Origin of the sequence: Macrococcus bovicus (assembly GCF_004359575.1) — a bacterium.
Taxonomy (GTDB): Bacteria; Bacillota; Bacilli; order Staphylococcales; family Staphylococcaceae; genus Macrococcus; species Macrococcus bovicus.
The window spans coordinates 151,705-166,400 of the sequence record NZ_SCWF01000003.1; the positions used below are offsets into that span (position 1 = coordinate 151,705).

The window sequence follows — 14,696 nt, forward strand, 5'->3', positions numbered from 1 at the left end:
GTTTGTATTTTTACAGCTATCTTTGCTAAAATAAATACGTTAAGGAGGGGTTACATGGAACATCATCCATTTAAACTGCAGTCAGAATTTAAGCCCGGCGGTGATCAGCCGGAAGCGATCAAGAAGCTTGTAGCCGGTATTAAAGAAGGGAAACGTTATCAGACGCTGCTCGGCGCAACAGGGACAGGGAAGACGTTTACGATGAGCAATATCATCCAGGCAGTCGGGAAGCCGACATTGATCATTGCCCATAACAAGACGCTGGCAGGTCAGCTGTACAGTGAGTTTAAGGAGTTCTTCCCCGATAACCGTGTGGAATATTTTGTCAGCTACTATGATTACTATCAGCCGGAAGCGTATGTCCCCTCTACAGATACTTTTATTGAAAAGGATGCTTCAATCAACGATGAAATCGATAAATTACGTCACTCAGCGACTAGTGCGCTTTTTGAGCGTGATGACGTCATTATCATCGCATCCGTGAGCTGTATCTATGGTCTCGGTAATCCCGAAGAATATAAGGATATGGTGGTCAGCGTCCGTACTGGCATGGAGATGGACCGCAATGCGTTACTCCGTAAACTGGTGGATATCCAGTATACGAGAAACGATATTGACTTTCAGCGGGGGACTTTCCGGGTGCGGGGAGATGTGGTCGAGATATTTCCTGCTTCACGTGATGAGCAGTGCGTGCGTGTCGAATTTTTCGGTGATGAGATAGACAGAATACGTGAAATCAACTATTTAACAGGCGAAGTCCTGAAGGAACGAGAACATTTCGCTATTTTCCCGGCCAGCCACTTTGTGACGCGGGAAGAGAAAATGAAGCTCGCCATCGAACGGATTGAACAAGAACTTGAAGAACAGCTGAAAGTATTTCGGGCGGAAAATAAACTGCTGGAAGCGCAGCGCCTTGAACAGCGGACAAACTACGATATCGAGATGATGCGCGAGATGGGCTTCTGTTCCGGTATCGAGAACTATTCTGTTCATTTAACGCTGCGCCCTAAAGGCTCGACCCCCTATACGCTACTGGATTACTTCGGTGACGACTGGCTGATCATGGTCGATGAGTCCCACGTCAGTCTGCCGCAGATTCGGGGTATGTATAACGGGGACCAGGCCCGTAAAAAGGTGCTGGTTGATCACGGCTTCAGATTGCCGAGTGCACTCGATAACCGTCCCCTTAAATTTGAGGAATTTGAAGAAAAAGCCCGGCAATTCGTCTATGTTTCTGCGACACCAGGTCCGTTTGAGATAGAACATACTGACGAAATGGTCGAACAGATTATCCGTCCGACAGGCCTGCTGGATCCGATCATTGAAGTTCGACCTTCAAAGCATCAGATTGATGACCTGATGGAAGAAGTCCGCTTACGTATTGAACGGAATGAACGTGTCCTGATCACGACACTCACGAAGAAAATGAGTGAAGACCTGACTGCTTACCTGAAAGAAGCAGGCATTAAAGTCAACTATCTTCATTCAGAAATTAAGACACTGGAACGTACAGAGATCATCAGAGATCTGCGTCTCGGGGTCTATGATGTGCTGATCGGGATCAACCTCCTTCGTGAAGGTCTGGATATACCGGAAGTGTCACTGATTACTATTCTGGATGCAGACAAAGAAGGCTTCCTGCGTTCAGAGCGCTCGCTGATTCAGACTATCGGGCGCGCTGCGCGTAATGAGAACGGGAAAGTCATTATGTATGCGGATAAAATCACTGATTCGATGCGTACAGCAATAGATGAGACCAAGCGTCGTCGTGATATTCAGGAAGCGTACAATAAAGCGCATGGCATTACCCCTACGACGATCCATAAGAAAATCCGTGATGCTATCAGTGCGTCTATAGAAATAGACGACACAGTAAAAGAAGCTAAACCGAAGAAAAAGCTGACGAAAAAAGAACGTGCAACCCGTATGGAACAGATCGAACACGAAATGAAAGAAGCAGCAAAGGCACTCGACTTCGAACGGGCGACAGAGCTGCGTGATATCTTATTTGAACTGAAAGCAGAAGGGTGAAGTTATGAAAAATAAAGAGATTGTCGTTAAAGGAGCAAGAGCTCACAATTTAAAAGATGTAGATATTAAAATACCGCGTGATAAGCTCGTCGTGATGACAGGACTATCTGGTTCGGGGAAGTCGAGCCTTGCATTTGATACGATTTATGCAGAAGGCCAGCGTCGCTATGTGGAATCGCTCAGTGCTTATGCGCGCCAGTTTTTAGGGCAGATGGACAAGCCTGATGTGGATACTATTGAAGGCCTTTCACCCGCCATTTCAATTGACCAGAAGACGACAAGCAACAATCCGCGCAGCACGGTGTCAACTGTGACGGAAATATATGATTATTTACGTCTGCTGTTTGCGAGAATCGGAACGCCATATTGTCCGATTCATCACATCAAAATTGAATCCCAGACTATCCAGCAGATGGTGGACCGTATTATGGAGCTTGAGGAACGGACTAAAATTCAAGTGCTGGCACCTGTTGTCACCGGTCGTAAAGGTGAGCATAAGAAACTGATTGAGGACATCGGCAAGAAAGGCTATGCCCGCTTACGTATCGACGGTGAGATGACGGAAATCGGAGATGAGATCAGCTTGGCGAAGACCTCGAGTCATGATATTGACGTCATCATCGACCGTTTAGTTGTCAAACCGAACATCGAGAGCCGGTTAGCGGATTCCCTGCAGAATGCACTGGAACTTGCTGAAGGGAATGTCGTGATTGATGTCATCGGTGACAAGGAAATGAAGTTCTCCGAAAACCATGCCTGTCCAATATGTGGTTTTTCTATAGATGAACTGGAACCCAGAATGTTCTCATTCAACAGTCCGTTCGGAGCCTGCCCAAGCTGTGATGGTCTCGGCACAAAGTTGACTGTTGACCTTAGTCTGGTGATACCGGATGAATCCGTCAGCCTGGCTGATGGAGCACTGGTGCCTTGGCAGCCTATCAGCTCGGAATACTACCCCTCTCTGCTGAGACAGACGGCCAAGCATTTCAAGATAGATATGAAGAAGCCCTTTAATAAGCTGACCCAAAAAGAACGTGACATTATTCTGTACGGTTCACCGGAGCTGATCACCTATAAGTTCAGGCAGGATAACGGCGTCAGTCGTTCCAGAACAATGGCTTATGAAGGTATCGTCAACAACATCGACCGTCGTTTCCATGACAGTCCTTCTGACTTTACACGCGAACAGATGCGCAAGTACATGACTGAAGAAGTATGCGAGACATGTGAAGGATACCGTCTGAATCAGCAGGCGATGGCCGTCAAGATAAATGATGAGCATATCGGTCAGGTCGTGAAACGTTCAATCGGCCAGGCCCTGCAGTATTATGAAGAAATTGATCTGACGGAAAAAGAGAAGGTGATTTCAGCGCTCATCATCAAGGAAATTACTTCCCGGCTGTCTTTCCTGAATAATGTCGGCTTGGAATATTTGACGATGGATCGCCGCGCGGGTACATTATCAGGCGGTGAAGCACAGCGTATCCGTCTTGCCACACAGATCGGGTCGCAGTTGACGGGCGTCCTTTATATACTGGATGAGCCGTCTATCGGCCTTCATCAGCGCGACAACGACCGCCTCATTTCTTCTCTGGAATCGATGCGTGATCTAGGTAACACCCTGATTGTCGTTGAGCATGATGAGGACACGATGCTCGCTGCAGATTATCTCATTGATATCGGTCCAGGTGCGGGGGTGCATGGGGGTCAGATTGTAGCGGCCGGCACACCGAAGCAAGTGATGAAGAACCCTAAATCGCTCACCGGCCAGTATTTGAGCGGCAAGAAACAGATTGATGTCCCGGAGAGCCGTCGTGAACCGGACGGACGGTATATCAAGATAAGAGGCGCACGCAGTCATAACTTAAAGGATATCGATGTGGATATTCCGCTGGGTGTAATGACTGTCGTAACCGGTGTCTCAGGCTCCGGCAAAAGCTCATTAGTGAATGATGTGTTATTCAAAGGACTGGCACAGGAAATCTATAAGACTAAAGGTAAGCCAGGTGCTCACGATTCGATAGAAGGCATTGAACACATCGATAAAATCATCGATATTGATCAATCACCGATTGGCCGCACACCGCGTTCCAACCCTGCCACCTATACAGGTGTATTTGATGATATCCGTGACCTCTTCAGTCAGACGAATGAAGCAAAGCTTCGGGGTTATCAGAAGGGCCGTTTCAGCTTTAATGTCAAAGGTGGCCGGTGCGAAGCCTGTAAAGGGGACGGCATCATCAAGATTGAGATGCACTTCCTGCCGGATGTCTATGTGCCGTGTGAGGTCTGCCATGGTAAACGGTATAACCGTGAGACTTTAGAGGTTACCTATAAAGATAAGAGTATCGCTGATATCTTGGAGATGACGGTCGAGGATGGCTATCATTTCTTTGAGAATCATCCGAAGATCAGCCGGAAGCTCAAGACGATAGTCGATGTCGGTCTGGGTTATGTCGCTATGGGACAGTCCGCCACCACTTTATCAGGTGGTGAAGCGCAGCGTGTGAAACTGGCTTCAGAACTTCATCGCCGGTCAAATGGCAAGACATTGTATATCCTGGATGAGCCGACCACAGGACTGCACGTCGATGATATCGCCCGCTTGCTCAAAGTCCTGCATCAGCTGGTGGAGAACGGGGACTCTGTCATCATCATCGAACACAATCTCGATGTCATCAAGACAGCAGACCACATCATCGACCTTGGGCCTGAGGGAGGCGACGGGGGCGGTACGATTCTTGCAGCAGGGACCCCTGAGATGATTATGGAAGTCAAAGAATCCTACACGGGTCAATACCTGAAAAAAGCGATGGCGCGTACGAAGAAATAAGGATAGATCCGCATTGAACGATGCGGATTTTTTGTTTGATTGTATTTCAGCTGGAAGTTCATTAAAATTAAGGTATGGAGGAATAACCGAATGAATAGTGCTGAACTACAGAACCATTTTAAATTTAAATTATTAGCCGGAGAAAAGGGGCTGGAGCGACCGATCAGCAACTCAGATATCTCAAGACCCGGTCTCGAGATGGCTGGCTACTTTTCTCATTACTCATCAGACCGTATACAGCTCTTAGGTACAACAGAGACCTCTTTCTTTGAGATGCTCAGTAAAGAAGACAAAGCAGAGCGGATGAGCAAGCTCTGTCGGAAAGAAACGCCGTGCATTATTATTGCGCGGGGCATCGAGGCGCCGGAGGAATTAATCGATGCCTGTAACCGTCGTGATACACCGCTCTTCAGCTGTGAGGATGCCACGACGAATCTGATCAGCCGCCTGACCAATTATCTGGAGACCCAGCTGGCACCGGCAACAAGCCTGCATGGTGTACTGGTCGATATATACGGCATCGGGGTGCTGATCACGGGTGACTCAGGAGTCGGGAAAAGTGAGACTGCACTGGAACTCGTTAAACGAGGACATCGACTTGTCGCAGATGACAACGTTGAAATCAAGGAAGTGTCGCGTAATGTCCTGATGGGCAGCCCCCCTAAACTGATAGAACATCTCCTAGAGATCAGAGGGCTGGGCATCATTAATATCATGACATTATTCGGGGCAGGATCCATTCTTCCGGAGAAGCGGGTCATGCTGAATATCAATCTCGAGACCTGGGACCGGGACAAGATGTATGACCGTGTCGGACTGGTCGAGGAAACCTTATCTATCCTTGATTCTAAAATCACCAAAAAAACAATACCTGTTAAGCCTGGACGGAACCTCGCAGTCATCATTGAAGTGGCCGCCATGAATTATCGTCTGAATAAAATGGGTGTCAACACAGCGGAAGACTTCAACAATCGTCTGAATCAGCAAATCAAAAAACAGTCACTGAAGGAGAACTAATATGTTATACTCAATCGATCCTATTGCCTTTCATGTCGGCTCATGGCCGGTACGGTGGTATGGCATTATTATTGCGACAGGCATCCTGCTGGGTTTTCTCATTGCCAATCGAGAAGCGAAGAAACATGGTATGGCAGAGGATGACCTGATTGATTTAATTGTCTGGCCGATTATCGTGGGCATTATTTGTGCCCGTATCTATTACGTGGGATTTGAATGGCATTACTATAAAGAGCATCTTGCTGAAATTCCGATGATCATGAACGGGGGGATAGCCATTCACGGGGGACTGATCGGTGCGCTGACCACGGGTTACTTCCTGGTGAAGAGACGTCATCGCTCATTCTTTCATATGGCAGACTTGATTGCACCGAGTATTATTCTGGCACAGTCCATGGGACGCTGGGGAAACTTTATGAATCAGGAGGCGCATGGCGGGCCGGTTTCACGGGCCTTTCTTGAGAATTTAATGATTCCTGACTGGATTATCAGACATATGCAGATTGACGGCGTCTACTACCAGCCCACTTTCCTGTATGAATCACTATGGAGTCTGCTCGGGTTCATCGTACTGCTGCTGCTGAGAAAGCATCTGCGAATCGGTCAGACCTTCCTGCTGTACGCCATCTGGTATTCCATCGGCCGTTTCTTTATCGAGGGCTTAAGAACAGACAGCCTGATGCTGACTGAATACCTGAGAATAGCGCAAGTGATTTCTCTGGTCATCATTGCGGTCAGCATCATCACCTGGATTTACAGAAGCATGAAGTATCGTCTGCCGAAATACGGCGACGTCCACCATATTTTACGGAGCAGTGATGATGAGACGTACCGAGCAGCATAAGGTTGATGGTCCTAATCCGTTATGGAATGTCTATCAGAGACTGCCGTTCGGACGGACATTCTTCAATACAGCCATCATCGAAATAGGCAGATATTGCCCTTCTATGCCGGTCAAGAAAAGACTGTATGAATGGACAGGTATGACGATCGGCCGTGAGACTTCGATTGCCTATAAGGTGACGCCGGACATCATGTATCCGGAGAAAATCACAATTGGTGCAAACTGTGTGATCGGCTTCAATGCGACCATTCTTTGCCATGAATATTTGGTAGACGAGTACCGGATCGGTGAAGTCATCATCGGTAATGAAGTCATGATTGGTGCAGGTGCACTGATATTACCGGGTGTGACTATTGGGGACGGAGCCGTCATCGGGGCGCATACTGTCGTGACAAAAGATGTGCCCGCCAGAAGTTTTGCATATGGTAATCCGATGCAGATAAGAGAGTAGGAATCAACATGAATGAAAAAATAGTCAGTCTACCTGTAGACGCTGATGGCTATGCACATATCGCGCAAAAGAAAATAAGGCAGCAACTGTACCAGGATGCGATTCCTTATCTGGAGAAAGCCATCAGTCTGAACAGCAAGCAAGACTATTATATTGCCCTCGCGACGTGTTTGGTGAAAGCAGGGAGAACAGAAGAGGGCATCCACACCCTGTTCGAGAGAATTGTGAACGAAGAGGATTTTGCCGTTTATTTCTATCAGCTCAGTCAGATCTATACGGAGATAAGAGATCCTAACAAAGCATTTCTCTACGGCCTCTATTATGTTCAGCTGACCGATGATCAGGATTATTTTGACACGCTAAAAAAGACATTTGAAGTCACTTATACGAGTCAGACAGCTGTGGAAGCGGAAAGTACACTGTATGTCGCCCAGCAGTTGTTTCAGTATTTGTTCTCCCATGGCCGTATCGATGAATCTATTGACTGGTTGAGCAGTCAGCCTGTTCATATCCAGGAGCGCAAAGAGATGCGCAACCTGAAAGCGATGGCTTACCTTTTTATGTCGAAGTATCAGGAAGCTGAAGCGCTTCTGGATCAGCTGCTGGCAGAAGATGAGACAGATATACACGCGCTGTGTCACTATACGTTGCTGCTCTATAATACCCATCAGCATGAGAAATTCAATCATTATCTGCAGCGGCTGAACAAGCTGCACCCTATCAATGAAGATGAGTCATTTAAACTGGGTATCGTCCTGAGTTTCCTGAAACAATACGAGGCTTCGCAGCAGCTGCTGTTACCGCTTTATAAGAAGAGGAACTTAAGGAATGCGCAGCTGCTTCATGCGTTAAGCTTCAATTATTTTGCGTTAGGACAGGAAAAGGAATCGGAAGAAACGTGGCGCAAATTACAATCATTTTCTAAGGCTGCCCCCAGTCCGAAGGAAGTTCACGACACAAGCCGGTTCATTGAAAAGGATATCCTGCCGTTACTTCATAGCGATGACAGACATGCCAGAATTGTAGGGCTCTTCAAGCTGTCTCAGCTGCCCTATAAGGAGGCGATTATCTCCAAGGAGCTGTGGGATCAGCTGGAACAACTGGGCGATTATGAAAAATTATATCTATCTTATATATTCAACGATTTACACCTTGTGAAACTTGACTATATTCATCAAGGCTTAGTCCTGTTATGGCAGCACGATCAATCGACAGAACTGCTGATCAGCTGGGTGGATAAGGCCCAGGCTCTGATTGAACTGAACGAACTGAAAGAAGTGACAGCATATGCCGCAGCCTGCTATTACTTATACATGAAAAGAACGGCGGCGATTTCCATTCAGCATTGTGCTGAGCTCTTTCAGCTTACGCGCTACCGCTTGACTAAAGCACTCGATTTCTATAAGCAAAATAGTATTTAAATCAGCCAATGTAGGATATTATGATACTACTAAACAATCCTGAAGGAGGATATTATGATTGAACAAAAACAATATGATGTAATTATTATCGGGGCAGGTCCGGCCGGTATGACAGCAGGTTTATATGCTGCACGCGCCAACCTTTCTGTTGTGATGGTGGAACGTGGTATGCCTGGCGGCCAGATGGCCAATACAAATGATGTGGAGAACTTCCCGGGGTTTGACCTCATTACAGGGCCTGACCTCTCGACGAAAATGTTTCAGCACGCACAGAAATTCGGCGCTGAATATGCCTACGGGGATATTAAAGGTATCCGTGTAGAAGGTGATGATAAGATCGTCTCATTAGGCGACAAGGAACTGGTCGGTAAAGCAGTCATCATCGCAACGGGTGCGGAATACAAAAAAATCGGTGTGCCCGGTGAAAATGAACTGGGTGGACGCGGTGTATCTTACTGTGCGGTCTGTGATGGCGCATTCTTTAAAAACCGCAATCTGATTGTCATCGGTGGCGGCGACTCAGCAGTTGAAGAGGGCGTCTACTTAACGAAATTTGCCGATAAAGTGACCATCGTTCACCGTCGAGACGAGTTACGTGCCCAGAAGATTCTGCAGGAGCGTGCCTTTAAAAATGAGAAAGTAGATTTCATCTGGAATTCTACGCTGAAAACAATCAATGAAAAAGACGGTAAAGTGGGCAGCGTCACCCTCGTGGATAAAGAGGGGAAAGAGTCTGAAGTTCAGGCTGATGGTGTCTTCATCTATATCGGTATGCAGCCATTGACAGGTCCATTCCTTGATCTCGGTATTACCAATGAAGCGGGTTATATCGTCACAAACGAGCAGATGGAAACAGCTATCCCTGGTATTTACGCAGCGGGTGACGTCCGTGTGAAAACATTGCGTCAGATCGTTACGGCAACAGGCGACGGCAGTATTGCTGCTCAGAACGCGCAACATTACATCGAAGAACTTAATGACAAAAAATAAATGATGTGCTTATGACAGATGCGTCCAAATGGGCGTATCTATTTTTATGATTTTGTGTAAAATGATATTGAAGGAGGGATCGGCTTGAATTCAGAAGAAGGTATTAAAAAACTGATTGTGGTAACGGGAATGAGCGGGGCAGGTAAATCGGTGGCCATCCAGAGTCTGGAGGACTTAGGTTATTTCTGCATCGATAATTTACCGCCTATTCTGCTGCCTAAGATTGTGGAGCTGATGCATGAGAACAATGAATCGCTGTCCAAGGTCGCAATCGGCATCGATTTGAGAGGGAAGGATTTTTTTGATAATTTATCCAACGAACTGCAGCAAGTCACCAATCTGACGGATATCGCTGTCCAGATTCTCTATTTAGACGCTAAAGACCGTGTTCTGGTGACACGTTATAAAGAGACGCGGCGCAACCATCCTCTATCTGAAGGCGGTTCACCGCTGCATGCCATTCAGCAGGAACGACAGATGCTGGCTGATTTACGGGGAATGGCGACCCATATGATAGATACCACAGAAATGAAGCCTAAAGCATTGCGCAGTCATATATTAGAGCTGTTCAACAACGGCAAAGATAATATTTTTAAGATTAACGTGATGAGCTTCGGGTTCAAGCATGGGATTCCGATAGATGCAGATCTTGTATTTGATGTGAGATTCCTGCCGAACCCTTATTATATCGAGACATTAAGGCCGTTAACCGGTCTGGATGCTTCAGTCTATGATTATGTCATGAAATGGAAAGAGACGACTATCTTCTACAATAAACTGATGGACTTGCTGAAGTTCATCATGCCCGGCTATATGCGCGAAGGTAAGTCACAAGTCGTCATCGCTATCGGCTGTACGGGCGGCCAGCACCGTTCCGTCGCACTGGCAGAACGCATCAGCCATGATCTGAAAGATTTCTTCGATTTTGAACTCAGTACATCTCACCGGGATGCGATGATTGAAGGTAAGATCAATGAGAAGGCTTAGAATTTGTCTGATCGGCGGAGGGACAGGTCTGTCTGTTCTGGCGCGGGGTCTGAAGGCGTATCCCGTGGATATCACGGCGATTGTAACTGTAGCTGATGACGGGGGAAGTACCGGTAAAATAAGAAATGAGATGAATATTCCGGCGCCCGGAGATATTCGGAACGTACTTGCAGCTTTAAGCGACGTCGAGCCGTTACTTGAAAAACTATTTCAGTATCGATTTGATTCAGATAGTATGGGACGTCATCCTGTCGGCAATCTCATGCTGGCAGCGATGACCGATATTACTTCAGATTTTGGCCACGCTGTAAGAGAGCTGAGCAAAATTCTGAATGTCAAAGGGACGGTCATCCCTTCGACCAATACCAGCCCTATTTTAAATGCCGTCATGGAAGATGGGGAGATCGTAGTCGGGGAATCATTGATACCGAAAAAAAATAAAAGAATTGATCATGTCTTTCTGACACCTGCCAACATTCAGCCGATGAATGAAGCAGTGGAGGCGCTCTATGATGCAGATTTAATTGTGATGGGACCCGGCAGCCTCTATACAAGTATTATTCCGAATATGCTTCTTCAGGAGATAGCAGAAGCCCTGATCAATAGCACGGCCAAAAAACTGTATGTGTCGAATATTATGACGCAGCCGGGCGAAACCACAGATTATACTGTTTCGGATCATATCGAAGCGATTCATAAGCATGTCGGTGCGCGTTTCATACAGTTCGTCATTGCGAACCAGAAAACATTAAGTGAGAAGATATCCTCTAATTATGAACGGCGGAATTCTGCTTTTGTCCACTGCGACACTGAAAATATCGTAGCTGAAGGCATCAAAATATTAACCGATGATCATTTAGTCCTTGTCAATGAGGACTATGCAGTGCGGCATGATAACAATGTCCTGGCAGAGATGATCTATGAACTGGTTCTATCTGAAGTGAGTACCATTCAGGTAGATGAATAGAAAGGAAGAGTAACGTGTCATTTGCATCTGAAATGAAAAATGAACTGACAAGAATAGAAGCAGATGACTGCTGCAGTAAGGCAGAGCTTGCTGCCCTCATTCGCATGAATGGTAACTTAAGCATATCGAATCGTGAATGGGTGATTAATGTTCAGTCAGAAAATGCAGCGATAGCGCGGCGTGTATTCTCATTGATCAAAAAAATATTCGGCGTTGAAATCGAGCTCCTGGTCCGTAAAAAGATGAAGCTGAAGAAAAACAATGTCTATATCTGCAGAATTAAGACGAAGGCCAGAGACATCCTGGAGGAACTCGGCATCCTGGTGGAAGGCAGCTTCACACATGAAATAGAAGACCATCTCGTCAAGAACGACTGCTGTAAGAGAAGTTATCTGAGAGGGGCTTTTCTCGCAGGAGGCTCGGTCAACAATCCTGAAACCTCTTCTTATCACCTGGAGATATTCTCATTATATGAAAGTCACTCACGCGACTTGACGAAACTGATGAATGAGTATCAGTTGAACGCTAAAACGTTGGAACGGAAAAAAGGCTATATCTCCTATATGAAAGAAGCGGAGAAGATTGCCGACTTCCTCAGTCTGATCGGTGGATACCAGGCACTGCTCAAATTTGAGGATGTGCGTATTGTACGGGATATGCGTAATTCAGTGAACCGTCTGGTAAACTGTGAGACTGCTAATCTGAACAAGACCATCAGTGCAGCGATGAGGCAGGTTGAGAATATAGAACTGATCGAGCAGGAGATCGGGCTGGAAGAGCTGCCGGACCGGTTACGCGAAATTGCAAAACTGCGGATCATCCATCAGGATATCTCTCTTAAAGAGTTAGGAGAAATGGTATCGACGGGTGTGATTTCGAAGTCGGGTGTTAATCATCGCTTAAGAAAGCTGGATGAAATAGCCGAAAAGCTGCGTAATGGTGAAGCCGTAGACCTAAAAAAATAACAGATGCCGCGGCATCTGTTATTTTTCGTTTTTAAAGACATCGAATGGCTTGAAGTGTTCTTCCGGAATGGTAAGACTGCCCGGTGTTGCATGATTAACTGCATGAATAGCGGTATGCATGAGCATCTCGCGTTTATAGTCATACTGTCTTTCGCCGAAATGATGGGCATACTTCACATAGTCCTGATATTCAGGATCATGCTGATCCAGAGATTTTAAATATTTCTCATCATCTTCATGCATTTTAAAGACGGGATACTTGTTCATGCTGTTACCTGTTTTAATGACTTCAACATGTTGAGGATCTGCAGTGATGAAAGTGCCGTTATCGAGCATATACATCGTCATATGATTGAATTTCACCTCAAGAATCGCATGGAACTCCTGACCGTCACCCGCTGGTTTAGTCGGGATGCCGTGCCCTGTATCTTCAGTATAGAGAACAGTATCGTTATCTTTTACTCTGACCTTCTTATCAATCGTTTCTGTTGTAAGCTTCGTCAATGGATATGTTTTTTTGACGCCCGGCTTCAGACTTTCAGTATCCTTGAAGGCGGCGTCTTCATGGTCATGAATATCTTCTTCCTGAGTCTTCTGTATGTTTTTCTCGGCAGAAGGCTGTTCAGTTGTAGCGGAAGAGACTTTCTCCTTCGTCGCCTGTGTACTTGCAGAATCATCTTTTTGAGCACAGCCGGTCAGCAGACCCGCTGCGAGCAATATGTATAGATACTTGTGCATCAGAATACTCCTTTAAAAAGAAATAGCCCTCTATCACTTCAATAGAGGGCTTTTTAAATATTAATTATTTAATCAGCTTGAAGATTTGTTTAGCGTTGTCTGTATTCTCGATATTGCCTCTCCATAAGCTGCTTGATGGACCGTAACCGTAGACGTTAACGTCTTCGCCTGTATGACCACCAGTCGTCCAGCCAGTTAAGCTGCGAGCGTTGACAGGTGCTTCGATGGCGTTTTCGATCTTAGTCGCATCTTTAGCTGCAACTGCGTCTTTGATAGCTGCCATTTCTTCTGGTTTCAGTTCAAAGCCGACGTTCGCTTTGATGATTTCTTCTACATTAGCGCCGTCTTTCATCAACTGTGCACGTAAGTATTCAGGTGTGTGTTTCATCTGTTTGATCGGCTGAGTGAACCAGTTATAGATACCGTTTGCACCGATTGAGAAACCACCTGTAGAGTGATCGGCTGTTGCGATAACCAATGTATTACAGTCTTTTTTAGCGAAGTTGATCGCTTCTTGGAAGGCTAAATCAAAGTCTCTCATTTCGCTCATTGCGCCCGTGATATCATTGGCATGACCTGCCCAGTCAATCTGAGAGCCTTCTACCATTAAGAAGAAACCTTTTTTGTTTGTATCTAATTTTTTGATCGCTGTTTTAGTCATATCCTTTAATGAAGGCGTATTAGCGTCACGGTCGATCATTTTAGGCATGCCGCCTGGTGAGAATAAACCGAGGATCTGCTTATCTTTAGAGTTAGAAGCAGCTTTTAATAATCCTTTTTTATTACCGACATATTTGTAGCCGTCATTTTTAAATTCTTTAATTAAGTTTCTGTCTTTACGCTGGAAGTAATCTTTACCGCCACCCAGGATGATATCAACTTTGTGTTTACCGTTGATCATTTCATCGTAGTAGTCATCAGCGATCGCTGGCATATTTTTACGAGATTCATCGTGCGCACCGTAGGCAGCCGGAGTTGCGTGTGTCACCTCTGAAGTAGCCACTAGACCAGTTGATTTACCGACTTCTTTAGAGCGTTCAAGAACAGTCTTCACTTCAGCCTTGTTATTATCAACAGCGATTGCGTTGTTATATGTTTTGACACCTGCACTCATCGCTGTAGCAGCAGAAGCAGAGTCTGTGATATTTTCATGCTCATCTTCAGCAATCGTACGTTGAGTACCTAATAAGTAATGGTCGAATGAGACAAGATCCATTCTTTTAGTTGCAGGGTTATCCATCATATAACGATAAGCAGTGTTGTAAGAAGGGCCCATTCCATCACCGATCATGAAGATGATGTTTTTTGGCGCTTTCTGCTCGCTGCAAGGCGTTACCTTCTTAGTCGCAGCTTCTACAGTATGAACGCCCGTGGAAGGCGGCATTGAAGATAGGAAAAGACCAGCAATAACTGATGAAGCAATAACTTTATTGAATGATTTCACAATGAATC

Annotated in this window: 12 protein-coding genes; 10 read left to right on the top strand and 2 right to left on the bottom strand. The window is 45.9% G+C overall.

Annotation, left to right across the window (positions count from 1 at the left end; translation table 11 throughout):
- Positions 1-54 precede the first annotated feature (54 nt).
- From uvrB to whiA, 10 genes are all read left to right on the top strand, one after another.
- Positions 55-2,031, top strand: coding sequence for an excinuclease ABC subunit UvrB (uvrB, locus tag ERX55_RS04580; protein ID WP_133451421.1), 1,977 nt, complete (start codon positions 55-57; stop codon positions 2,029-2,031).
- A gap of 4 nt (positions 2,032-2,035) precedes the next feature.
- Positions 2,036-4,864 carry an excinuclease ABC subunit UvrA gene (uvrA, locus tag ERX55_RS04585; RefSeq protein WP_133451422.1) on the top strand — a complete coding sequence of 943 codons (2,829 nt, stop codon included), beginning with the start codon at positions 2,036-2,038 and terminating at the stop codon, positions 4,862-4,864.
- 90 nt (positions 4,865-4,954) lie between these two features.
- Entirely contained in the window at positions 4,955-5,881 is a 927-nt protein-coding gene (gene hprK / locus ERX55_RS04590) for an HPr(Ser) kinase/phosphatase (RefSeq protein ID WP_133451423.1), read from the top strand.
- A 1-nt stretch (position 5,882) separates the two neighbouring features.
- A complete protein-coding gene (gene lgt, locus ERX55_RS04595) occupies positions 5,883-6,725 on the top strand; it encodes a prolipoprotein diacylglyceryl transferase (RefSeq protein ID WP_133451424.1) in 843 nt (280 codons plus the stop codon).
- Positions 6,703-7,176, top strand: a complete 474-nt coding sequence (locus ERX55_RS04600; protein ID WP_133451488.1) for an acyltransferase — start codon at positions 6,703-6,705, stop codon at positions 7,174-7,176. Before lgt ends, ERX55_RS04600 begins: the two co-directional genes overlap by 23 nt.
- Positions 7,177-7,184: 8 nt before the next feature.
- Positions 7,185-8,597: a tetratricopeptide repeat protein gene (locus ERX55_RS04605; protein ID WP_133451425.1), complete on the top strand. Its 1,413-nt coding sequence runs from the start codon at positions 7,185-7,187 to the stop codon at positions 8,595-8,597.
- 54 nt (positions 8,598-8,651) lie between these two features.
- The gene (trxB, locus tag ERX55_RS04610; RefSeq protein ID WP_133451426.1) at positions 8,652-9,587 is read left to right on the top strand and encodes a thioredoxin-disulfide reductase; all 936 of its coding nucleotides are present in this window, start codon (positions 8,652-8,654) and stop codon (positions 9,585-9,587) included.
- A gap of 84 nt (positions 9,588-9,671) precedes the next feature.
- Positions 9,672-10,574, top strand: a complete 903-nt coding sequence (gene rapZ, locus ERX55_RS04615; protein WP_424960678.1) for an RNase adapter RapZ — start codon at positions 9,672-9,674, stop codon at positions 10,572-10,574.
- Positions 10,561-11,541: a gluconeogenesis factor YvcK family protein gene (locus ERX55_RS04620; protein WP_133451428.1), complete on the top strand. Its 981-nt coding sequence runs from the start codon at positions 10,561-10,563 to the stop codon at positions 11,539-11,541. The genes rapZ and ERX55_RS04620 overlap by 14 nt, the downstream gene beginning before the upstream one ends.
- 14 nt (positions 11,542-11,555) lie before the next feature.
- Positions 11,556-12,506 carry a DNA-binding protein WhiA gene (gene whiA / locus ERX55_RS04625; RefSeq protein WP_133451429.1) on the top strand — a complete coding sequence of 317 codons (951 nt, stop codon included), beginning with the start codon at positions 11,556-11,558 and terminating at the stop codon, positions 12,504-12,506.
- An 18-nt stretch (positions 12,507-12,524) separates the two neighbouring features.
- Here the strand turns inward: whiA and ERX55_RS04630 are convergent, their stop codons facing one another.
- The gene (locus ERX55_RS04630) at positions 12,525-13,244 is read right to left on the bottom strand and encodes a hypothetical protein (RefSeq protein ID WP_133451430.1); all 720 of its coding nucleotides are present in this window, start codon (positions 13,242-13,244) and stop codon (positions 12,525-12,527) included.
- A 64-nt stretch (positions 13,245-13,308) separates the two neighbouring features.
- Positions 13,309-14,688 (bottom strand): alkaline phosphatase, encoded by a 1,380-nt coding sequence (locus tag ERX55_RS04635; protein ID WP_424960679.1) that lies wholly within the window; start codon positions 14,686-14,688, stop codon positions 13,309-13,311.
- Between the last annotated feature and the right edge of the window lie 8 nt (positions 14,689-14,696).

What these genes read in the sequence shown, in the direction of transcription:
- ERX55_RS04600 (WP_133451488.1), top strand. Translation starts at nt 6,703, where the DNA reads ATGAGACGTACCGAGCAGCATAAGGTTGATGGTCCTAATCCGTTATGG.
- uvrA (WP_133451422.1), top strand. Translation starts at nt 2,036, where the DNA reads ATGAAAAATAAAGAGATTGTCGTTAAAGGAGCAAGAGCTCACAATTTA.
- lgt (WP_133451424.1), top strand. Translation starts at nt 5,883, where the DNA reads ATGTTATACTCAATCGATCCTATTGCCTTTCATGTCGGCTCATGGCCG.
- ERX55_RS04620 (WP_133451428.1), top strand. Translation starts at nt 10,561, where the DNA reads ATGAGAAGGCTTAGAATTTGTCTGATCGGCGGAGGGACAGGTCTGTCT.
- uvrB (WP_133451421.1), top strand. Translation starts at nt 55, where the DNA reads ATGGAACATCATCCATTTAAACTGCAGTCAGAATTTAAGCCCGGCGGT.
- ERX55_RS04605 (WP_133451425.1), top strand. Translation starts at nt 7,185, where the DNA reads ATGAATGAAAAAATAGTCAGTCTACCTGTAGACGCTGATGGCTATGCA.
- ERX55_RS04630 (WP_133451430.1), bottom strand. Translation starts at nt 13,244, where the DNA reads ATGCACAAGTATCTATACATATTGCTCGCAGCGGGTCTGCTGACCGGC.
- trxB (WP_133451426.1), top strand. Translation starts at nt 8,652, where the DNA reads ATGATTGAACAAAAACAATATGATGTAATTATTATCGGGGCAGGTCCG.
- hprK (WP_133451423.1), top strand. Translation starts at nt 4,955, where the DNA reads ATGAATAGTGCTGAACTACAGAACCATTTTAAATTTAAATTATTAGCC.